8 protein-coding genes are annotated in these 25,025 nt (G+C 42.8%); all 8 read left to right on the top strand.

Going from position 1 to position 25,025, the window contains the following annotated elements; genetic code table 11:
* Positions 1-148: 148 nt before the first annotated feature.
* Positions 149-649, top strand: coding sequence for a hypothetical protein (locus ACPUEN_RS05880; protein WP_425639180.1), 501 nt, complete (start codon positions 149-151; stop codon positions 647-649).
* A 189-nt stretch (positions 650-838) separates the two neighbouring features.
* Positions 839-2,785, top strand: coding sequence for a hypothetical protein (locus ACPUEN_RS05875; protein WP_425639179.1), 1,947 nt, complete (start codon positions 839-841; stop codon positions 2,783-2,785).
* A 123-nt stretch (positions 2,786-2,908) separates the two neighbouring features.
* On the top strand, positions 2,909-3,718 hold the full coding sequence (locus tag ACPUEN_RS05870) for a hypothetical protein (protein ID WP_425639178.1): 810 nt from the start codon (positions 2,909-2,911) through the stop codon (positions 3,716-3,718).
* 26 nt (positions 3,719-3,744) lie between these two features.
* A complete protein-coding gene (locus ACPUEN_RS05865; protein WP_425639177.1) occupies positions 3,745-4,095 on the top strand; it encodes a DUF4870 domain-containing protein in 351 nt (116 codons plus the stop codon).
* Positions 4,096-4,112: 17 nt separating this feature from the next.
* Positions 4,113-7,148, top strand: coding sequence for a hypothetical protein (locus ACPUEN_RS05860; protein WP_425639176.1), 3,036 nt, complete (start codon positions 4,113-4,115; stop codon positions 7,146-7,148).
* 20 nt (positions 7,149-7,168) lie between these two features.
* Positions 7,169-7,873 (top strand): hypothetical protein, encoded by a 705-nt coding sequence (locus ACPUEN_RS05855; protein WP_425639175.1) that lies wholly within the window; start codon positions 7,169-7,171, stop codon positions 7,871-7,873.
* A 19-nt stretch (positions 7,874-7,892) separates the two neighbouring features.
* Positions 7,893-8,483, top strand: a complete 591-nt coding sequence (locus tag ACPUEN_RS05850; protein ID WP_425639174.1) for a hypothetical protein — start codon at positions 7,893-7,895, stop codon at positions 8,481-8,483.
* A gap of 184 nt (positions 8,484-8,667) precedes the next feature.
* Complete coding sequence (locus ACPUEN_RS05845; RefSeq protein ID WP_425639173.1) at positions 8,668-24,900, top strand: HYR domain-containing protein; 16,233 nt, start codon at positions 8,668-8,670, stop codon at positions 24,898-24,900.
* Positions 24,901-25,025: the final 125 nt, after the last annotated feature.

Below are 25,025 nucleotides of genomic sequence, written 5' to 3'. Positions count from 1 at the left end.
TCCAGAGATGATTTTTCTAGGCCTTCAGTTAAAGAGATCCATAGAAAATTCATTTTCCATTTAAAAGAATGAAAAAATTACTTGCATTATTTCTAATCAAACTATTAAGTATTTTAAAACAACCCATAACTCTAAAAACCAATCGTTTATGAAAAATCTAATTCTTTTTTTTGCAGTGATTTTCTATTCCTATTCCCTAACTGCCCAAACACTTGATGGTAGGATTAGAGTTGAGGGCCTAGCAAGTGGAAAGGTCCTCGAAGAGTCAGTACCAGTAGATTTATTCAAGAGCTTTAAAGAAAACAAATATAAAATCCAGTTTTCTTACAAAGCCGGTCAAGTGGGAAAGCGTGGAATTGTACTCTTTGAAATGAAAACCACTTTAATTAAAGATGGTAAAACTATCCATCAAAGTACTCGAAAGAATTGGCCATGGCTACCAGGAGACATGTATGTGCCAATTGAAGCTTTTGACTTGATTCCTGCTTTGCAAAATGAGGTATATGAAATGCCTGTTCCTCGGCTCGATTGGCCCAAGTTGGAATCCAATCTTCCAAAAGGCAGCTATACTGTTCGATTGGAAATGGTACCAGTCGGTGAAATCCGTGGATCAATTTCTCCTGCTGAGTTTAGTTTTCGGATTGAATAAAGTGCAAGGGAAATAGATTTGCTAATTATGGCCTTGATCACGTCGATCAAGGTCTTTTTTTGTTTGTAGGTATTTATTTTATCTCCTCAGGATACAAAATTGACATTTTCTGGTAGGATTCTTTTATCCAAATAAGAGCTAATGCGGGAATTTTAAGTCGCTTTTAAATTTTAACTAAATAAGTCTGCTATGAAAATTACCACTAAAAATCGCTTGAATTTATTTTTGATTTATTCAGTCTCGACTTTGCTCTTCCTTACAATTATTGCCGAAGTCCAAGGGCAAGTAACCCGGCGAACCAAGACCCAAACAAAATCTACAGAACCGGTAAAAAAGGACCCAAAAACTAACTTACCTATTTATTCTGTCCGTGAAGCTACTGTACTCACATCGGTGATTCCAATGGATGTTTTTGCAACCATCACCGAAGGTAGTCCTACTTCCACTGGAGGAAAGAAAAGTTTGATGGCTATTACGAACGACTACATTGATGATTCCCATAAATCGGATGTCCGAAAGTTGAGCGATCGAAATAGTTCTACCGTTTACTGTACTCGTGAGCGGCTCAATTTGGAGTCAAAGATTAAGCAATTCAAAGAAATGCCTGTGGGTTCCAGACCCGATTGGCTCAAGCCGGGAATAATCCTAAAAGCCCAAAGCTTTGTAAATGGTTCTTACCAAATCGAGGAAAACTATGATCGATATCCCATCACGATATCAACCTCAGGCTTACTGAATATCAGTAAAACAGCAGTTACGATCCCAAACCCAAAGGCAAAATCAAGCATATCCAATGCTGAAAACCAATTGATTTCTCAAAGTGCAGGCGAAGTATCTGCGAATATGAGCTATCAGATGACAGAAATCAAAAGCAAAGAAGATTTAAGCTTTAAGCTCAATGGGCGTTATTCGGGAGGATTAGGTTCTTTTGCCACCTCACTGGGAATTGAATCCAATACACAAAAAAATTACCATTATTATTTGGTGGAATTCTCTCAATATATGTTTTCACTGGAAGTTGACGGGCTATCTCCTGAGCAGATTTTCAAAACCTCTGCCCAAGTGCCTTACAAAGATTATGTCTACATCTCAAAAGTTAATTACGGAAGGCGAGGAGGAGTACTTTTTAAAAGCAAACGATCCATTGAAGAATACAATGTCAATGTAAAAGCGAAATCTGGGTTTTCAGCAATATCACAAGCAGAATTGAATCTACTGTACAATCAACTGTACGAGAATAGCGAAGTAGAGATCAAAGCTTTTATGTATGGAGGGACGAGCTCAAGTGCAGCTAATTCCATTGTCGATGTCCAAGATCAAGGAATCCCAAATATTGGAAACTGGATCAAAGCACAGGCTGGAAACCATCGGTTTGCCTTGCCTATTGGATTTGAATTAAAAAACCTGTGGAACCAGCAGGTAGGAATGGATAATTCAATGATTCAGGAGATTGAAACTTGCGTAGAAAAGCGAAGTTACCGCCTGAAAATGACCTTGACGGATATTCAAAATGTAGATGGTCGAGATGGAGGAGGAGATGATCCGGATGATTATGGGCTCCAGATGGCGGTAGTTTTAAAAGCCCAAAATAAAGTGCTTCAACCTAGCTCCAAACAAATAAATAAATTCCCAGGAGGCTCCTGTGGTTTTGGAGACCCCAGCCGTAATCAAATCTCTGGCCCCTATGCCTGTTGGATAGGAGGAGGGGTGAATACCCAAATCCATGTCCCTGAAAATCGAACTTCCAGAGATCCCTTTCAGATAAACAATACACTCGTGTTTGATATTCCTTGGGATGCCTATATCGATCCAAACCATGAACTGAAAATCTACACTTGGCTGAAGGAATATACAGGTTCGAATGACAAAGTGATTCATGATAGTTCAATTGGGGTGGAGCTGAGGGAAGTGTTGGATGTCTTGTCAGGAATAAAAGCATTAGATCCCACACTGACATTTCCGGACGGTCAAATTGCTCAAGGTGCCTACCGATTTACAAATTTTGATGTTCCCGGAAATCTCTGGCTTACCAATGTCGAGTCTAACAGTGGGAAATTTATTATTGAAGGCCCCATAAAAGCAGGAAAAGCTGGAGAAAAAGCAGCCATCTGGGTTCGCTTTGAATTGTTAAATTAAAATAATATCGCCCTTCCTGCTCTCAGGAAGGGTGTTGTTACCATTTTAATATCATTTGATACATCCTTGACATCCTATTTTTTAATTCGGGATGATCTTTAACCTGGTCAAAAAACAACTATCATGAAAAAACTAATTTTAATAGTGCTTGCGATTGGATTTACTATTCCATTGGCGCAGGCCCAGTTTATCAAAAACCTTAAAAAGCGGGTAGAAGAGCGAACCAAAGAAGTCATAGAATACAAGGCAGCAGACAAAGCTGGCCAACTCACGGAAAATGCCATGGAGAAGATCCTTAATCCCAATCTAGGTGGACTGATGCAGGGAGGGAAGAAGGGCATGTCTGTGGATGCTTCTGAGCTTCCTGACTCCTATAATTTCTATTATCGGTATGCTATGAAAATGTCTACTTCGGCCGGTGAAATGCAGTTTGATTATTTCCTTAATCCTGATGAATCCTACTTGGGGTACAAAATGAATATGGGAATGGATCTTTTTTCGATCATCGATGAAGAAAGAAAAGTCATCGTGAACTATATCGAAGGGCAGCCCATCGCTACCTCTATGGATATTGGGGAAGAAGGGATAGCTTTTGAAGAAGATAATGATATGGATTATAACAGCTTCACCCTGACTGAGCTACCCAATCGAGAATTCTTGGGCTATGATTGCATGGGGAGACAAATGGAAAATGAGCAGTACAAGTTTATTGTCTATTTCGCCAACGATATGCCTGCCAATTTTGATAACGTGTTTAAAAATACGCAAGGCAACCTCCCTCCTGAACTTCAGCGCTTTGTAGAAGAGAATCAAGGCAGCTTGATGATGTATATGGAGATGGAGGACAAAGAAAACAAAGGCAAAAAGAATGGTAGTGCTACTATGGAATGTGTGGCCTTTGAAGAATATGATTACTCCATTTCTAACCGATAATTTAATTAACTGAAAAACTCAACACCATGGAAGAAACAAATGAAAATCTCGCGTTGACCACTAATCCGGAGGGAAAAACTGAGGCAATTTTAGCATATATCACTGTCATTGGGTTGATTATCGCTTTTGTGATGAACAATGAGAAAAAATATCCCTTTGCCAAATATCATATCAAGCAATCTCTGGGGTTGGTAGTCTTGGGTTTGATTCTCGTCCTCATCAGCCTAATTCCAATCATAGGTTGGATAGTCTACCTGCTTGGGTTAGTTCTGATGGTCTACATGTGGGTAATGGGTTTGATCCATGCGGTCAACGGTCGGATGGAGTCAATCCCTATTCTAGGAAGTCGTTTTGAAGAGTTATTTAAGAATCTATAAATCAAAACTTTTCAACGATGCCGAAATTGTCAGATCGGAGAGATTTTTTAAAGAAAATGGCCTTATTGGGGTTACTGTCTACCGTAGGTGGGGGCTTAACTTCTTGCGATTCTACTGAACTCAATCTAGAGAATCCGGAAGGCGGAACCTTTCAAGTGTGGCGAGAGATGCAGCAACTCCTTCGAAAGAGCGCAGATCATCTTGCGCAAGAGTACAATCGGCTGAAGGAGATTAAAGACCCTGAAAAGATGCTGGAATTTGTCAGGGATAGCATTTACTTGATCCCTGCAAACAAATCTTCGCTTCGGGGAATGGGTACAGCCTCAATTTATGGCGTGCGCGGGGCTTTGCGGGATGGTTTTGCTACACCACGAGAAAAAGCAGAAATCCTTAACCAACTTTTTTCGGATTCAGGAATCAGATCAGAGGTTGTTTTTGAGCGTACTGATTTTGACGAGCAAAAGGCCAAATCCTTCTTTTTTAAACCTCAAAACCATAAAATACTTGAGGAGTTGACTGAAGGTCAGGTCGACAGATGGATCAACATGCTTAAGCTTACTGAGTCTGATCTTCAGGAGCTTTCATTTATTAATCCAAATGAAAGAGAAGCTGAAAAACTGGCTAATCGTCTTTGGGATCTTCTTCCAGATAAGGAACAAATTCGCTTTCATGATTTTGATTTCAGATGGGATAATTCCAGATCTCCTGCGGTGAAATTTACTTGGCAAAATCAAGAACTGGTAGCACACCTTTTTGATCCGGAAGTCCCATTTGGCCAAGCCTATGCTAAGGGCAAGGGAGTAAAAAACGCCAGCCCTGCCGAGTTTGTACTCGGACCCGTAGAGTTTGAATTGACCTACCGGGATAACATCTACCCTGAGGAGGAAAAGCTACTTCTTTCCAAGTCATATGATGCTCAAGATTTAGTTGGGCGACAGCTACATTTGGGATTTTATCATGGTTTAGATTTGTTGGAGCAGGCTAGCACTACATTCAATCAAGTAAGAATTTTTACTCCAGAGTTAAGCTTGATGGGACCTGAAGTATCACAAGATGAGATTAATAGGCTTACCCAACTGGGGGAGACGATCACCTTAGAAGGTCATCAGATCAAAATAGATGAGGCCAATCAAACTATCAGAGTAAATGGTTTTCCGATTAACTGGGTAGAAAAATCAACTCGGTCAAAGGAAGTGAGTGAGTTGAAAGTGAAAATTACAGCTGGGCTTCCATCCCTAGTTAAAGTGGAAGTGTGGCCAACTAATAAGCAAGGAGAATTGGTGAGCGGACTTATGGCGGGTGATTTTTCATTCTATGAAAATGAAATCCCTGTGATGCCTTTGATGGAGTCAAATGAAATCGCTCCTAAGTTGCTTATACTCTTCGACACTTCCTTGAGTATGCCGACTGATTATCGAAATGAAGGAATGGATTCATTTTTAGGTCAACTGGAAACTGGTATCCGTCAAGATTTTCCTAAAGCCTCAATTACAAGTTGGGCTACTGATTCCTCCTTATACAAGTGGCTTCGCAAAGCCTGTAGAACTTCATTTGATCTCATTCTTTTCGCAACAGATGGGGATAATAAGGATGATTTAAAAGAGGAAGACTTGGATGCCTTTCGTGCAGGACCTCCGGTTATTGTTTTGGATGTATTTAATTCTACTCGAGCGAGTAGCCGTGAAGTATTCGAAAACCTTTCAGTATCCAGCGAGGGGACCATTATCAACTCAGCTGACCAGCAGAACGCACTCAATGAGATATTTAAGCAGATCGCTTTGATTGATTTACCTCCATATGTTTTTACTTACTACGGTTCTCTTTTACAAGAAAAAAATGAAGTCAAGTTGGGATTGGATGCTAATCGAATTACCACCAAAGTAGACTATCAATTTAAGTATAGAGAAAAAGCCCAGGCTATAGGTCCAAAGCTCATTGGAATATACCTGAAGATAAAAATTGGAAGTCAATCTGTAAATAGGGTTTTAGCAGGCTGGAATCCTATCCTTGATCAGGTAGATAGCATCGGAAAAAAACATGCTGATAACGTAAGGAATTTTGTTTTTGGATCCCTCTCCATAGGTATAGAAGGACAAGGTGCGACATTCGCCACTGCCTTGGATGAACTTTTGGAATTTAGACTGCGAAATCAGGATTATGTCGAGGCTCTAGAAGAAAAAAATCTGGAAAATACCCTCAAGGAAATCGATAAATTCATTTGGGCTTATGATCCCTCAATGATACATCTTCTTGCTCCCCTTCCTGATCAAGTGACTACTGATTCGATGACTTTTGCCAGCGGTCCGAGAATTGTGCTAGTTAAACGGACCGTAGGATTAGACAAGGACTTCTCGGAGGACTCAGTGGATATTTTGCCAACTTCAAATTTTGTCACGATTTCTGATTTTCCAGCTGAAAGTTTTAAAATCAACCTTAAGAAAACTGCCCATTTAGCCTTGGTCGAAAACGCGTTTTATGAAGAGAGTACCCATAGTCTCCTCTCCAATGCGGATTTGATCAGTGCAGATGTTGCTAGGGATCAGGATTGGTTTAAAGATCAACTTCGAAATAGTCCTCATGCTAGCTATATCCGAGAATATTGGAATCGTGCCGATGGGGCGCACAAGATTTTTGGAAAAGAATTGGAATCCTTGGCTTATTGGCAGCTTGACAAAACAACGGGTGAACTGTTGGGGATTTTGCCTGATCAAACTGGAGGGGGCAAGCGAAAAGTGTATACTCAGTATGATGATCTGAATACGGTAATCAAGGCTTATACTAGAAAGTTTAATAAGAATCCAGGTCGTAGCACAAGCTTATTAGGCTATCAATTGATCCTGCTCAGATTGTATGCAGTGGCATCTCATGCGATCAAAACAATGGACACGACGAATTTGGAAGCTGATGTGCTTCGAGCCTTACAGCTGGATGCCTGTGAAGCAGCCAACTTTATTTATGGCGGGATCTCCGGAAGGCAGGAAAAAATTATGGGTGGATTGGCTAATCTCATCCGAATAATGGATAAAACAAGCGATGATTTTCCATGTAAATGAATTTTAGACAAATGATAACTATGAAAAGACTACTAGGATTTGTATTGATTGGACTGATGTCCATGACTTTGAAAAGTGAAGCTCCAATCAAGGGGTCAATTGAAGGTTACGGAAAGTTACCAGAGATGAAATTGGTGTTATTTACTCTCGGACTTGATTATCCTATAGAACTGGGAACGGTTGCAAAAAAAGGAGAATTTACGATGGACTTATCGCAAGCATTACTCCCCGAGGAGATGCCTATTGAAGATATGGCTCTCTTTTTTGGAGATTTAAATACAGCTTTTGATGGACCATTTTCCAATGATGATTTTGGATTAGTCGCAGATTTTTTAGCGCTTCAAAATCGATACATATCGATCATGGATGCTAAAAACCGCTGGGCTGGAAATGTTTTCCCTGTAACCAGCGAAGAATTGAAAAATTGGCTGGAAGATGATGCTTACAATAATGCAATACCTGGCTCATACCTCAACATTGTCTATTTGGAGCAGCCGGTTACACTGGATTTTCCTCTGACCACACAAATGCCTTATCAAGATCAGGAAATTCCAGTTGAATATCAGTTTAGTCTTAGTCTTGAACCTGGATTCAACTGGGTTCAATATGATATAGAAGAAGTGTTTGTAACTGACCCGAAGATTCGGGCAAATTTCCCTTCAAAAATCACTATTCGAAATCTGGATGATCCAAGTCAGTTCCGATGGATCGGTAAGTATTTTTAACCTTAAGAAACAATTCGATATGAATGATTTACGATTGATAAATCCGTTTAAACTTTTAGCTTGTTTTATCTTATTGGTGTCTTCCTGTACCTCTTCAAGTGATAAGACGAACGAAAAAGGAGAGGATCTAAATGTCATGGAAGTAGAAGAAAGAGAAGAGTTGATATACTATATCCGAGCGAAAGTAGATGGAAAACTGAGGGAGTTCAATAGCCCTGATATGCTTTATATCATGGTTGGAAGTTTTGTTCCTGGAATTTTTGAAGCGAGTATTGTAGGAGGTGCGATGAATGAAGAGGATAATGGCAGCCCTGAAGGTTTCAATATTGCAATAAAGGATGAAGAAGAAATACAGGAGGGCAACTATAATTTCTTGGAACCTTTTGAGAATACAGGCTACGGCCTTCGGGGAGCTAGTTTAGGATATTACAGCAAGGAAAATTCAAAAACTTATGTTTCTGACGTCGATGAGGAAGATCCCGTGTTTGAATTTACTCAACTTACGGACAAGGAAGCGAAAGGAACATTCTCAGGGCGAGTATATGATATGATTACCAAGGAATCGGTATTGATAACCGAAGGAGAATTTTTTGTAATGAGGATTAATTGAGCTTCTTATTAACAACCATTAAATAAGCCCCAGGTTTTTCTGAGGCTTTTTTATTGGTTTTAATAGTCATGTTACACAAGTGATATCATCAGGTACAATATTGATATCCATTGGGCTTTAGGTTTTTGATTTTTAGATAAGTTTTCAGGAAAACCCTGAACCATTCGACCAAATCCAATGCGTTATGGAATCAATTTTGTATTTCCAAATCAGCAAAAAAGTCAGAAAATCATTTTTCGCTCTAGTACTTTTTTTCTCTCTTTTCTCAGGAAATAGTTACGCGCAGCAGCTCTCAGGAACTTATTCCATAGGATCCTCTGCCGATTATCCAACTTTTACAGACGCTGTTTCGGCACTGACGATCAATGGGATCTCAGGTCCGGTGATTTTCAATATTCAGAATGGAACCTATACCGAGCAGGTGACGATTGGGGCCATTCCAGGAGCTTCTGAGGTAAACACAGTGACTTTTCAAAGTCAGTCGGGGAATCCTGCAGATGTAGAAATCCAACATTCCGCAGTTGCAGTAGCTGATAATTTTGTAATCCAATTAGACAATGCTGCTAATATCATTCTTAGGAATTTTACTATTCAGTCACAAGGGACTGCGTATGCTAGGACAATTTTTGCGCAAAATGCCATTCAAAATATTCTGATTGAAGGGAGTCATTTAATTGCTCCCCTTACGACTACAGTTAATTTTGAACGGGGGAATGTAGTATTAACTCCTACTACATCTGAGAATATTCGATTTATTGACAATCAGATTACTGGTGGGTCCAATGGGATTTATTTTAGAGGAGGTACCAACAGTAGTTTTAGAGGAGCTGGTATTGAGGTAAGTAATAATACGATTTCAGAGATTTATTCTTACGGCATTTACCTAGACAGACTAACCGGAGCGGTAGTAGAAGACAACCGGGTGACGATGCGTGCTACTTCATGGAGCTCCTCCTATACGCTGGAGCTGAGTGAGGTAGAAGGGGCTACCCGGGTAGTAGGCAACAGGCTTTTCGGAGCTCGGCAATACGGATTGAACATGCAGTTTTGCAATGCGGTGGAAGGTTCGCCTGCGCTGGTGGCCAACAACATGATCGGGAGCAGCAGCGGAGGTCAGACGGTATTTATGTACTACAACACGCATGTGAATTTCTACCACAACTCGGTGTTGAATACTGCTGCAGGGGAGGCAATCCAATACAACGGAACCGGCTCTACGGGCAACCGGATCAAGAACAATATCTTTCGAGCCAACACCGGACAGGCGGTGTATGTAGGCAACAGTACTGGCTTGGTGGAGCTGGACTACAACGATCTGTTTACCTCGGGGACTTATGTGGGCCGTTGGGGAAGCAGCTATGCGGGAGATGTGCTCGAATGGAGAACACTTTCCTCATTGGATGCCAACTCGATCAGCTTTGATCCGCAGTTTGTGAGCGATACGGACCTGACGGCGAGCTCCCCGGCTTTGGCCAATGCAGGAACGCCTTTAGCAGAAGTAACTACGGACATCAACGGAGTAGCCAGAAAGGCCACGCCAAGCATGGGAGCGAACGAATACGATTCGGAAGGTTTGAGTCCACTTTCGGGGACTTATACGGTTGATCCTGAGGGGTCGGGAGATCGGAACTTTACCGCGATTCAGTCCACAGTGGATGCAATGATCCTGAACGGGATTGAGGGTCCGGTGGTGTTTAAGATTGCTTCGGGGACGTATGAGGAGCAGGTGCTGATCAAAGACATAGCTGGGGGCTCATCGACCAACACGGTAACTTATGTTCCTGCAAACGGAACCTTGGGTGACGTGACGATTCAGTTCAGTTCGACCGTTTCAGCGGATAATTATGTGATCAAGCTCGACAATGCGAGTGATCTGATCTTCAGGAATCTGGTGATCGAAGCTACAAGTACTTCTTTTGCCAGAACAATCTGGGCAGTGAGCAGATTGGACAATATACTGATCGAAGGTTGTAGGATCGAGAGTCCGGACACGGGGGGCACGAATGCTGAGCTGGGCAATGTCCGACTAGATGCCTCGATCTCGACCAATGTTCGACTGATCAACAATCAGATTGTAGGAGGAAGGAAAGGGGTTTATTACCGTGGCGGCAGTTCTTCTGCTTACCGGGCACCTGGTTTTGAGATGCGTGGCAATGAAATCACCGGACCGTTTCAATACGGTATTTATCTGGACAGACTGACTGAAGCAGTGGTTGAGGACAACCGGGTAACGATGCGGGCTACGTCCTGGAGTTCCTCCTATGCGCTGGAGCTGAGTGAAGTGGAAGGAGCGACCCGAGTGGTAGGGAACAGGCTTTTCGGAGCTCGGCAATACGGATTGAACATGCAGTTTTGCAACGCGGAGGAAGGTTCGCCTGCGCTGGTGGCCAACAACATGATCGGGAGCAGCAGCGGAGGTCAGACGGTATTTATGTACTACAACACGCATGTGAATTTCTACCACAACTCGGTGTTGAATACTGCTGCAGGGGAGGCAATCCAATACAACGGAACCGGCTCTACGGGCAACCGGATCAAGAACAACATTTTCAGTGCCAACACCGGACAGGCGGTGTATGTAGGCAACAGTACTGGCTTGGTGGAGCTGGACTACAACGATCTGTTTACCTCGGGGACTTATGTGGGCCGTTGGGGAAGCAGCTATGCGGGAGATGTGCTCGAATGGAGAACACTTTCCTCATTGGATGCCAACTCGATCAGCTTTGATCCGCAGTTTGTGAGCGATACGGACCTGACGGCGAGCTCCCCGGCTTTGGCCAATGCAGGAACGCCTTTAGCAGAAGTAACTACGGACATCAACGGAGTAGCCAGAAAGGCCACCCCGAGTATGGGAGCGAACGAATACGATTCAGACGGCCTGAGTCCGCTGTCGGGACCTTACACCATAAATCCTTCGGGGACAGGAGATCAAAACTTCACCACGATACAGGCGACCGTAGATGCAATGGTGCTTAACGGGATAGCTGGCCCGGTGGTGTTTGAAATAGCACCAGGCGTCTATGAGGAGCAGGTGCTGATCAAAGACATAGCTGGGGGCTCATCGACCAACACGGTAACTTATGTTCCTGCAAACGGAACCTTGGGTGACGTGACGATTCAGTTCAGTTCGACCGTTTCAGCGGATAATTATGTGATCAAGCTCGACAATGCGAGTGATCTGATCTTCAGGAATCTGGTGATCGAAGCTACAAGTACTTCTTTTGCCAGAACAATCTGGGCAGTGAGCAGATTGGACAATATACTGATCGAAGGTTGTAGGATCGAGAGTCCGGACACGGGGGGCACGAATGCTGAGCTGGGCAATGTCCGACTAGATGCCTCGATCTCGACCAATGTTCGACTGATCAACAATCAGATTGTAGGAGGAAGGAAAGGGGTTTATTACCGTGGCGGCAGTTCTTCTGCTTACCGGGCACCTGGTTTTGAGATGCGTGGCAATGAAATCACCGGACCGTTTCAATACGGTATTTATCTGGACAGACTGACTGAAGCAGTGGTTGAGGACAACCGGGTAACGATGCGGGCTACGTCCTGGAGTTCCTCCTATACGCTGGAGCTGAGTGAAGTGGAAGGAGCGACCCGAGTGGTAGGCAACAGGCTTTTCGGAGCTCGGCAATACGGATTGAACATGCAGTTTTGTAACGCGGAGGAAGGTTCGCCTGCGCTGGTGGCCAACAACATGATCGGGAGCAGCAGCGGAGGTCAGACGGTATTTATGTACTACAACACGCATGTGAATTTCTACCACAACTCGGTGTTGAATACTGCTGCAGGGGAGGCAATCCAATACAACGGAACCGGCTCTACGGGCAACCGGATCAAGAACAATATCTTTCGAGCCAACACGGGTCAGGCGGTTTATGTGAGTAACAGCACGGGCCTGGTGGAGATGGATTACAATGACCTGTTTACTTCAGGGACCTATGTGGGACGCTGGGGAAGCAGCTATGCCGGTGATGTCAACGAATGGAGGGTACTTTCCTCACAAGATGCCAATTCGCTGAGCTTCGATCCACAGTTTACCAGTGACACGGACCTGACGGCGAGCTCCCCGGCTTTGGCCAATGCGGGAACGCCTTTGGCAGAAGTAACCACGGACATCAACGGAGTAGCCAGAAAGGCCACCCCGAGTATGGGAGCGAACGAATACGATTCAGACGGTCTTAGTCCGCTGTCGGGACCTTACACCATAAATCCTTCGGGGACAGGAGATCAAAACTTCACCACGATACAGGCGACTGTAGATGCAATGGTGCTTAACGGGATAGCTGGCCCGGTGGTGTTTGAAATAGCACCAGGCGTCTATGAAGAGCAGGTGCTGATCAATGACATTGCCGGAGGCTCGGAGACTAACACGGTGACCTATGTTCCAGCAAGCGGAACCTTGGGTGACGTGACGATTCAGTTCAGTTCGACCGTTTCAGCGGATAATTATGTGATCAAGCTCGACAATGCGAGTGATCTGATCTTCAGGAATCTGGTGATCGAAGCTACAAGTACTTCTTTTGCCAGAACAATCTGGGCAGTGAGCAGATTGGACAATATACTGATCGAAGGTTGTAGGATCGAGAGTCCGGACACGGGGGGCACGAATGCTGAGCTGGGCAATGTCCGACTAGATGCCTCGATCTCGACCAATGTTCGACTGATCAACAATCAGATTGTAGGAGGAAGGAAAGGGGTTTATTACCGTGGCGGCAGTTCTTCTGCTTACCGGGCACCTGGTTTTGAGATGCGTGGCAATGAAATCACCGGACCGTTTCAATACGGTATTTATCTGGACAGACTGACTGAAGCAGTGGTTGAGGACAACCGGGTAACGATGCGGGCTACGTCCTGGAGTTCCTCCTATGCGCTGGAGCTGAGTGAAGTGGAAGGAGCGACCCGAGTGGTAGGGAACAGGCTTTTCGGAGCTCGGCAATACGGATTGAACATGCAGTTTTGCAACGCGGAGGAAGGTTCGCCTGCGCTGGTGGCCAACAACATGATCGGGAGCAGCAGCGGAGGTCAGACGGTATTTATGTACTACAACACGCATGTGAATTTCTACCACAACTCGGTGTTGAATACTGCTGCAGGGGAGGCAATCCAATACAACGGAACCGGCTCTACGGGCAACCGGATCAAGAACAACATTTTCAGGGCCAACACCGGACAGGCGGTGTATGTAGGCAACAGTACTGGCTTGTTGGAGATGGATTACAATGACCTGTTTACTTCGGGGACAAGTTTAGGAAGATGGTCAAATACATATGCTTCTGATCTTGCTATCTGGAAATCTATTTCTTCTCTTGATGCGAATTCCTTAAACGAAGACCCTCTATTCGTGTCTGACACGGATTTGACTCCGCAAAACCCCGTTCTAACCGAGGCCGGAACGGATTTGACAGACTTTGTTTCTACAGATATTGATGGAAATCCAAGGACTGTTCCGGTAAGTATTGGAGCGGTTGAATTTGCGCAGGCAGGGGATCCACTGATTGGAGAATACTCCATTGATCCGGCAGGGTCTGGGGATCGAAACTTTATATCTTTTGCAGCTGCCTCTGAGGCTTTGAGACTGAATGGGGTTGCCGGCCGAGTGGACTTTTTGGTGGCTGAAGGTACTTACGAAGAGCAGTTGAATTTTGGAACGGTACCGGGTGCTTCATCTGAATTCAATGTTAATTTGAAATCTTCAAGTAATGATCCTCTAGCTGTAATTATTGTCCACACGGACACCTATACGATGAAGCTGGATAATGCGGAGCATTACAGTTTCTCAAGTATGACTTTTAAGAACTTGGGAACGGCTCAGGTAGTTCAGGTGAGAAATAGAGCCGTAAACTTACTTTTCGAAAACAACATTATTGAAAGTCCTACTACAACCAATACTTCTGGAGTTAGAAGTGGAATCGATATTTCGGGGACTTTCACCGAAAATATCCGAATCCTCAATAACAAAATTTACGGAGGAGCTTATGGTATTTATGTAAAAGGCGCCAGTACGTCATCCAGAGCAGGTCAAGTGATTGTGTCTGAAAATGAGTTGGATGATGTTTACTTCAGATGGATTTACCTGAATTACTGCAATGCTCCTGAAGTGATTGGAAATGTCGTCAACACCACATCCTCGGCAGATCAAATTGCCATACTTTTGGAAAACTCATCTGATGGAGCTTTAGTTAAAAATAACAGAGTAAGCAGTCAAACAGGAAATGCACTTCGAATCATCAATGGATCGGGAAGTGTCTCAATGCCGATTTTGGTTTATAATAATTTTCTCCAAGGTGGGGGAAATAATCGTACCGTTTACTTTTCAAATACCAATTACCTTCAATTTTATCATAACTCTGTTTGGAATCAGGCTGGAGGAGCTGCATTGGAATATGCTTCCAGTGGATCAAATAATGACTTGGTGAATAATATTTTCCAAGGAACAAATGGCTATGCAGTCCGAATAGGCACAACTGAAGCATTTACTACAATTGATTACAATAATTTATACACCTCGGGCTCATTTCTTGGTCGATGGGGCAATACTGATGCTTCCGATCTTGAAAGTTGGAAAACGACTTCTGGCAAGGATGTCAATACTTTGACTGTGGATCCCCAATTCGTCAGTGCCACAGATTTGACTCCTCAGGAAGAAGCTTTGGCTGTAAATGGTACGGATTTGACAGCCATCGTATCCGATGATATCAATGGAGTTCCTCGATTTGTGCCAGTAAGTATTGGCGCTGTTCAGTTTTTCTCTGATAGTGGACGGGATTTGGCTTTGGTAGAAATTTCGACACCTAATTCTGCCTGCTTGCTGACGGATCAAGAGGTAGTGACAGTCAGGATTTCTAATGTGGGAAGTTCTTTTGCTGGAAATATCTCTCTTTCTTATCAAATTAATGAGGGAACGGTGGTGACAGAGTCTTTGCCAGCATCTGTGGTATTGGCCCCTGGTCAATCATATCTCTATGCTTTTGAAGGATTGGCGGATTTCAGTCTTAAAGGAGATTTTACGATAGTAGCCGGTATAATAGAAGATGATGAGGATCTGACCAATAATTCTCTAGAGAAAAGCGTCACGCATTTCCCTGAACCCATAGTCACGCTCACTGAAGACCAGGTGATTTGTAAGGGTAGTGGAGTAAGCCTTTTTGCAACTGGAGGAGTATCCTATCAATGGAGTAATGGAGTTACTTTTGATGGTCAGTTTGTACAACCTGAGGAGACCACTACCTATTCTGTATTAATCACGGATGAAAATGGCTGTACCCTTGAGCGTTCTGTAACAGTCACCGTAGAATCGGTTCCTGAAATTCTTTTTGTTGGTGAAGGAGAATACACTGACAGCTTCGTTTCTCCTGAAGTGGGAACTAGTGCTACTGAGTTTGTCTTTAGATTTAATTATGTGGAAAGTTCCGGCTATTTGCCTGAATCTGGTTTCCCTAAACTCACCTTGAGAAGTTTCTTGGAGACCCGGGAACTGATCATGATTGAAGAGGATGCAACTGATCAGGATGTCACTGACGGAAAAATTTATCGCGTAAGTGCTTCGAACCTTACCGAAGATGGAGATTGGCAAAGCGAGATTAGAGTTAAACATACCAAAGGCTGCGAGGTTTCAACTGGATTTAATTCGCTTCCATTGGTTTCCAGTGATTTGTTAGATGTGGCTATTTTTGCAGGAGACATTGATTTTAGCAATGATGAACCTGCTTTAAATGAGCTGTTTACCATAACTGGGACAATCCGAAATACCTCCGATTTTCCAGCTGAGAGTTTTAAAGTTTCGCTCTATGTTGATGAAGATTTTATCGATTTGACTACCGTAGCATTTTTAGAAGCACAGTCTACCACTGAAGTTGATTTTGATTACAGCTTTACTACTCCCGGCTATCATGAAGTTAAAGTAGTGCTTGATGAAACTGAGGCTCTTGATGAAAAAAATGAATTGAACAATTTTGCAATTCGATTCTATGCACTTCCAGAAGGAATCAATGTTTCTGCCTCACTCAACAGGTCTGTAATATATCCCGATCAACTTATTACACTTTCCGGAGTGGCAAATTACTTCGGTTTAGACCAAACTGTCACGCCAAAGGTTTCTGGTGCTACCGTTAGAATGTTTGTCAGTGATGGAAGGAATTTGACCACCTTAACCAATTCAACAGGAGGTTTCACTAGATCTTTTGCCGGTCCTTTGGATTTGGGAATATATACCGTTACAGGTGAAGTAGATGATGGACGCTTTATTCAACCTTTTGGTCCATACACCTTCGAAGTGGTAGAAGATGATCGAGATGCCACGCCATTACCAAATTTGGTTTCCTCCATTATTTTGGAGAAAAAAGAGGGCAGAGATCATTTCGTAAGAACTGAGTCGATCAATGGAGTAGCAAAAGTTTCCAATGAGGGGAATGCTCCAGCCGAAAATTTTGTGTTCAGATATTCTTCATGTCAGGGATTAATTGGAGAAGTACTTATCCCAATTCTTCAACCTGGTGAATTTATAGAATATCCATTCGTCACCTCTGTTCTCAATGATAATTTGGTTACAGAATGCATAGGCTATGTGGATGTATGTAGGTTTACAGCAACTGCAGACGTTTTTGGAACTGTCACCGAAACTTTGAAATCAGATAATTATAAAACTCAAAGCTTCAAAATTTTTGGAGAAAAACCTGATTTAATTCCTTTTGAAGGATCGTTACCCAATGCTTATCCAACAACCTTTAATCTTGAAGACAATTATAATTTCAGAATTTGGACAAAGAATATTGGAGGTTTTCAGGTTCAGGATCCATTCCTCATCAATGTTTATATAGATGATGTATTGTTTGATTCAAGATTAATTTCTGATCCGATTAATGTTTGTAATTCATTACGAAGTTATACGCTAAGCACCTTATTCGAAGGTACTGAGGATAAAGAGGTTCGTATTGTGGTGGATGATCCAATGGGTAGTGGTGCTATTGATGAATATCAAGAGGATAACAATGAAATAAAATTTACAATAACATATAAACCTAAAAAACCAGATATCACTGTTTTCAATCGTTATGTATCTGTTGAGCCTGCCTCTCCGGCAATTGGTGAGTTGTTTAAAATAAAAACTCGATATCAAAATACCGGCACTACTGATATTGTTGTACCCTATACCAATTCATTTACTGTAAATAATGATGGAGTAGAAACAATTTTTGAAAATCAGATTTTGAATCCCCTTAAGGTACGCGAATTTCAATCTGATAGCATTATCACGAGTATACAGTCTTACGGGAATAATCAAGTTCGATTTATGGGAGACTCCAATTTCGAAATTGATGAATCTAAAGAGACGGACAATGATTATAATGGACTTCTTTGTGTTGAACTTAGTCCATATATAGACTCAATTTTTGATGTTTGGTGGGGTGGATTCCAAATTTATACTCAGCAAGATCTTCGAATTTCAGTTGAAAATACAGGCTTATTTGAGGCTGAGGATGTATCAGTCAAATTTTATCTAGATGATGTATTGATTGCTTCCGATCTCTTCGATATCAGACCTAATTGGTATAGTTCGATTCGAATACCTCATATTTTTACCGAGGCAGGCACTTATACTTTAAGGGTAGTCCTTGATGAGGAGAATAAATACATTGAGTGTAATGAAGGAAATAATGAGTATAGTCGTCAAATCACAATTACTACTCCTGGTCCTGACTTAAAAGTTGAAACTCAATTTATCTCTCCATCTAAGCTGAACCCGGACCTAGATGAGCAAGTGAATTTCTTTGTTTCCTATGAAAATATAGGCGTAGTGCCTGCTGGATCCTTCAAAGTCCGATTGTTGGTAGATGGTATTCAATTAGGTGAAGATGTTGAGGTAAATGGTGTAGCCGCTGGAGAAGATGGAACGGTAGCCATCGCATCACCTTATTCATCTTCAATTGGAGGATTGAAATCTGTGGAAGCTATTGTCGACGTTTTGGAAGAGCAACCTGATCCGGATAGAAGAAACAACTCCGCGGTAAGGAATATTTTTGTTGGAGATGCTCCTAATCTTCGATTTGCAGGCTTGTTATTCAGTAATGATTGCCCGGAGAGTGGTGAGGAAATAACCGTTACTGCCAAAGTTGTCAATGAAGGTGATTTGGGAACAAACGCCATCTTGAAACTTTATTATAAATCAGGAGAGGTACTTGACCTCATTTCGGAAGAATCTATTTCTGTAGATCCGAGGGATACAATTGAAGTGAGTGTTCCCATAATTCTTTTGAGCAATACGCTTAGTATCTATGCCGAACTTTCGGGAGCTAATCCAATCGAATTTAATGATTTGGATAATACTATTGAGGGATCTTTCTGTCAAGAAACAGCACAATATGCCTTGAATACCAGTGTAATCGGTCAGGGTATTGTTCAAAGAGACCCTAATCTTAACCTTTATAATGAAGGTTCGGAAGTGACGCTCACCGCTATACCTGCAGAAGGTTGGAGTTTTGTGCAATGGTCTGGTGATATTTCAGGAAGTCAAAATCCTTATCAGTTGACTATAAATAAGGAGTCAAATGTGGTGGCAGAGTTTAGTGAAAACTACCGAATAAGGCTAAAAGTCACGAATGAATCTTGTTTTGAAGCGGCAGATGGGCGTCTTGAAGTGGATATTTTTGCCGGACTAGCTCCATACTCTATAGAATGGTATAAAAATGGTGAGTTGTTGTCCGAATCAGGTACAATTATTAGCAACTTATCTGCTGGAATTTATGAGGTTCGGGCAACTGATTCCAATTCCATGACATTGACCGAAGAGGTAGAGATCATCGTGGGAGACTTCCAGTATCCAATTGTGGTAATTCCGACAGAAGTTTTAGTGTTTTTGGACGGAAACGGTCTCGGTTCTCTTTCTATTCAGGAAATAAACGATGAATCCTTTGACAACTGTGGAATCAAATCCAAATTCTTTAATGATGGCTTAGCAACTCTGGATTTCAATTGTACAGCTATAGGAGAGGCTGTTTCCGTAGATTTTAAAGTTGAGGATACCAATGGAAATGTTTCTGTGAAATCCTTTAATGTGATTGTTCGGGATCAATTGAAACCAGTGCTCACGAATATTCCTGCGAATATCGAAATCAGCACTGATATAGATGTATGCAGTGCAGTGGTGAGCTGGACCGAGCCAAATGCTGAAGACAACTGTGGAATTGACAGCTTCACTTCAGACTTTGCCTCAGGTGCAGTCTTCCCGGTTGGCACCACGACGGTGACCTACACGGCTACAGACAAGCACAACAATACAGAAACTGCGAGCTTCACGATAACGGTAACGGATACTCAGTCTCCTGTGCTCACTGCCCCTGCGAACATTACCCAGTCAGCTGATGCAGAACAATGTGGTGCTGTGGTTGAAATTGTTGCTGCGACAGCCGTGGACAACTGTTCAGTTGGAGAAATTACCGGAACAAGAAGCGACGGTAAGCTATTGACCGATTCTTATCCAGTGGGAGTAACCACGATCACTTGGACTGTATCGGATGTAAATGGCAATGCCGCTGAAGCGGTAGTTCAGACTATTACAGTTACAGATAATCAAGTTCCTGTGCTCACTGCCCCTGCGAACATTATCCAGACAGCTGATGCAGAACAATGTGGTGCTGTGGTTGAAATAGTTGCTGCGACAGCCGTGGACAACTGTGGCGTTGGAGAAATTACCGGAACAAGAAGCGACGGTAAGCTATTGACCGATTCTTATCCAGTGGGAGTAACCACGATCACCTGGACTGTATCGGATGTAAATGGCAATGCCGCTGAAGCGGTAGTTCAGACTATTACAGTTACAGATAATCAAGTTCCTGTGCTCACTGCCCCTGCGAACATTATCCAGACAGCTGATGCAGAACAATGTGGTGCTGTGGTTGAAATAGTTGCTGCGACAGCCGTGGACAACTGTGGCGTTGGAGAAATTACCGGAACAAGAAGCGACGGTAAGCTATTGACCGATTCTTATCCAGTGGGAGTAACCACGATCACCTGGACTGTATCGGATGTAAATGGCAATGCCGCTGAAGCGGTAGTTCAGACTATTACAGTTACAGATAATCAAGTTCCTGTGCTCACTGCCCCTGCGAACATTATCCAGACAGCTGATGCAGAACAATGTGGTGCTGTGGTTGAAATAGTTGCTGCGACAGCCGTGGACAACTGTGGCGTTGGAGAAATTACCGGAACAAGAAGCGACGGTAAGCTATTGACCGATTCTTATCCAGTGGGAGTAACCACGATCACCTGGACTGTATCGGATGTAAATGGCAATGCCGCTGAAGCGGTAGTTCAGACTATTACAGTTACAGATAATCAAGTTCCTGTGCTCACTGCCCCTGCGAACATTATCCAGACAGCTGATGCAGAACAATGTGGTGCTGTGGTTGAAATAGTTGCTGCGACAGCCGTGGACAACTGTGGCGTTGGAGAAATTACCGGAACAAGAAGCGACGGTAAGCTATTGACCGATTCTTATCCAGTGGGAGTAACCACGATCACCTGGACTGTATCGGATGTAAATGGCAATGCTGCTGAAGCGGTAGTTCAGACTATTACAGTTACAGATAATCAAGTTCCTGTGATTACCACCAATGGAGATCAGACTCTGAATGCGGCAGAAGGACTTTGCGAGGCAAGCTTTACGGCGATTGCTTCTGCTACCGACAACTGTTCAGTTGGTGATCCAACTGGCGTTCGAAGTGACGGACTTGCATTGACCGATCCTTATCCTATGGGTATTACTACAATTACTTGGAATGTGAGTGATATCAATAATAATCCAGCATCTGAAGTAATGCAGACCATTACGGTGATCGATACTCAGGTTCCTGTGATTACCTGTCCTGCCGACATCAGCACAACGGTTGAATTCGGAGAGACTGGAAAAATAATCATGTATGATTTACCTAGCGTAAGCGATAACTGCGGTGTTCAAACATTGGAATTGGTTAGTGGCCTGGAAAGTGGAGCGATCTTCCCGCTGGGTGAAACAACATTGACTTATCGAGCAACCGATGCTGCTGGCAACACAGCCGAATGCAGCTTTACAGTAACTGTCACCGAAAGTGATGACAATGAAGAACCTGTAATAATTGATTGTCCTGTTGAAGTAACAGTTTCAAATGATACGGATAACTGTAGTGCTGAGGTAACTTGGACAGCACCGACTGCAACAGATAATAGTAGTTCGGTGACGCTGACCAGTAATTTTGAACCGGGACATGTGTTCCCTGTGGGAATTACCGAAGTGGTCTACACGGCTACCGATGAAGCAGGAAATCAGTCAACCTGTAAATTCAATGTCACGGTGAATGACACTCAGGTACCAGTCGTAATTACCATAAACAGAACATTTAATCTTCATCAGGATGACGTGTTGATTGTACAAGCTTCTGATATCGATGATGGATCGACAGATAATTGTGGGATGCAATCGTTGGAATTAAGTAAGACCTCATTTACAGTAGCTGATGAGGGAGAGAATTTAATAACGCTTACAGTTACCGATGTAAATGGAAATGAAGCATTTGGACAAGCCATCATTACAATTTTAGTGGATGGTATTGATTCTGGAGATCTGGATTCAGATGGAGATGGTTTCACTCCAAATCAGGGCGATTGTGATGATGCAGACGACACAGTTTATCCTGGTGCCGTTGAATTCTGCGATGGTAAAGACAATAACTGCGACGGTACAATAGATGAAGGAGTTCAAACCGCCTTCTATGTTGATGTGGATGGGGATGGATTTGGAGACAAAAATGCTACACCAGTATTCGCATGTTCTGCACCAGAAGGCTTTGTTACTGATAATTCGGATTGCGATGATTTAGACGACACAGTTTATCCAGGAGCTCCCGAACTATGCGATGGTAAAGACAATAACTGTGATGGTATTGTGGATGAAGATGTACAGACCGCTTTCTATGTTGATGCGGATGAGGATGGATTTGGGGATAGAAATGCAGATCCAATCTTCGCCTGTGCTGCACCTGAAGGGTATGTCACGGACAATACGGATTGCGAGGATTTAGACGACACAGTTTATCCTGGTGCCGTTGAATTCTGCGATGGTAAAGACAATAACTGCGACGGTACAATAGATGAAGGAGTTCAAACCGCCTTCTATGTTGATGTGGATGGGGATGGATTTGGAGACAAAAATGCTACACCAGTATTCGCATGTTCTGTACCAGAAGGCTTTGTTACTGATAATTCGGATTGCGATGATTTAGACGACACAGTTTATCCAGGAGCTCCCGAACTATGCGATGGTAAAGACAATAACTGTGATGGTATTGTGGATGAAGATGTACAGACCGCTTTCTATGTTGATGCGGATGAGGATGGATTTGGGGATAGAAATGCAGATCCAATCTTCGCCTGTGCTGCACCTGAAGGTTATGTCACGGACAATACGGATTGCGAGGATACAGACGATACCGTATATCCTGGCGCCGTTGAATTCTGCGATGGCAAAGACAATAACTGCGACGGAACTATAGATGAAGGAGTTCAAACCGCCTTCTATGTCGATGCTGATGGAGATGGATTTGGAGACAAAAATGCTACACCAGTATTCGCATGTTCTGTACCAGAAGGCTTTGTTACTGATAATTCGGATTGCGATGATTTAGACGACACAGTTTATCCTGGTGCCGTTGAATTCTGCGATGGCAAAGACAATAACTGCGACGGAACTATAGATGAAGGAGTTCAAACCGCCTTCTATGTCGATGCTGATGGAGATGGATTTGGGGATAAAAATGCAGAACCGGCATATTTCTGCTTAGCTCCTTCAGGCTATGCGCTAAATAACACAGATTGTGATGATTCAGACCCTGGTAAAAATCCTGGAATCATCGGATCATGCGATGAAGATCCATGTGAGGAAGCTCTTGAGATAATAAGTGTTTCAGGTCCATTAGACCCAATTCAAATCAATAATCCGGTTTCGGTATCTGCAGTTGTTTCTGGAGAAGTTGTTGAAGCTAAGTGGGTTTGGGATAATGGAGAAGAAACATTCCTTAACGCTCCATTTGGTGATTTCTCATCTCAATACGCTTACACAACTCCTGGAGTTTATCAAATCAAGTTGATTTTGACAGATGAATGTGGAAATGAAATTGTGGGTCTGACCGACTTAGCTGTAATCTTTGACCCTGACGGTGGATTTATAACAGGAGGAGGTTGGATTTGGTCTCCGAAGGGCGCATATCAGCAAGATTTGAATGCTGAAGGTCGAGCTAACTTCGGTTTTGTAGCTAAATATAGAAAGGGTAAAAATATCGTAGATGGCAATACCGAATTCCAATTCAAAAATGGAGACCTCAACTTCAACAGCTCTTCTCATGATGATATGTCTCTGGTAATCGCTGGACATAAGGGGATCTATAAAGGCAAAGGTAGTATCAACCGAGAAGAGGGTTACTCCTTCATGGTTTCTGCTATCGATGGCAACTTGAAAGACCCTATGGAAGCGGATAAGTTTAGAATTAAGATATGGAGAACAGATTCAGGTGAAATTGTATATGACAACCAGGCTGGAAGTTCAGACAATGCGGATGCCAGTACCTCAATTTCAGGTGGAAGTATCGTCATCCATCAGCCTCAAAAAGGCAAAAATAAATCTATCGATCCTTCGGGAATGATTCAAGTGGCCTGGAATACTCCATTTGAGGAGCTGAAGGATTATACTGTGCGATATGTGCTGGAAGATGAAACTTTGGAAATCAAGGTGGACTGGAATGAGGAGGGTTACGATCCACTGGAGCCAGGAATTTACGAGGTCAGTGGAAAAGTAAAACAGTTGAATTCTATCAGAAGTATTCCGGTCAACGATTTCAGCATGTTTGTATTGGTAATGGATAAACCGATGCCACTGAATATCTCGCTAAGCAATGTGGTGATCGACAAGAATCAGGCAGCAGGCCAGGTTATCGGAATCCTCGAAACGGAGGATCCTGCTGATGATATCCACGAGTATAAACTTGAACAATCAACGCATTTTGAGTTAGATGGAAACCAAGTGGTATGGATTGGTGAAGATGAACTTCGGCATGAATACACAATTGCTGTCAGCAGTACTGATCGTGTTGGGCAAAGTATTTCCAAGGAGATTCGAATTACCCGAGAGTTTGGCGCCAATGAAGTCACAATTTATCCAAATCCAACATCCATAGAGACAAACATTAAGGTAGATCTTAATCAAGCTAATGAAGTCACTATCCAACTTTTTGATGCTGTAGGTAAACTGGTTTTTGAGGAGTCTGGTTATTATGAAAAAGGCTTTATCAGAAATCTTGATCTGAGAACTTTCAGTGCAGGAATGTATCAGGTTCAGGTTCAGATAGGGTTCCAGATTATTACTAAAAGACTTGTGAAAAATAATTAATGAAGAGTGACTGGATAGTGGAAAGCCGTTTTGGATTTTATCCAAGCGGTTTTCTTTTTAGAACTAATCTGAAGAAGTAGAGGCTTAAAAATATATTCTAAGATATTTAAAATATGCACTCCTAT

The sequence above is a fragment of the Algoriphagus yeomjeoni genome (assembly GCF_049821175.1).
GTDB classification, from domain to species: domain Bacteria; phylum Bacteroidota; class Bacteroidia; order Cytophagales; family Cyclobacteriaceae; genus Algoriphagus; species Algoriphagus yeomjeoni_A.
Note: the sequence above shows the minus strand (reverse complement) of the source record. Positions and strands in the feature narration are given on the sequence as shown.

Coding starts and splice junctions, on each gene's coding strand:
- ACPUEN_RS05880 (WP_425639180.1), top strand. CDS start 149: ATGAAAAATCTAATTCTTTTTTTTGCAGTGATTTTCTATTCCTATTCC.
- ACPUEN_RS05875 (WP_425639179.1), top strand. CDS start 839: ATGAAAATTACCACTAAAAATCGCTTGAATTTATTTTTGATTTATTCA.
- ACPUEN_RS05870 (WP_425639178.1), top strand. CDS start 2,909: ATGAAAAAACTAATTTTAATAGTGCTTGCGATTGGATTTACTATTCCA.
- ACPUEN_RS05865 (WP_425639177.1), top strand. CDS start 3,745: ATGGAAGAAACAAATGAAAATCTCGCGTTGACCACTAATCCGGAGGGA.
- ACPUEN_RS05860 (WP_425639176.1), top strand. CDS start 4,113: ATGCCGAAATTGTCAGATCGGAGAGATTTTTTAAAGAAAATGGCCTTA.
- ACPUEN_RS05855 (WP_425639175.1), top strand. CDS start 7,169: ATGAAAAGACTACTAGGATTTGTATTGATTGGACTGATGTCCATGACT.
- ACPUEN_RS05850 (WP_425639174.1), top strand. CDS start 7,893: ATGAATGATTTACGATTGATAAATCCGTTTAAACTTTTAGCTTGTTTT.
- ACPUEN_RS05845 (WP_425639173.1), top strand. CDS start 8,668: ATGGAATCAATTTTGTATTTCCAAATCAGCAAAAAAGTCAGAAAATCA.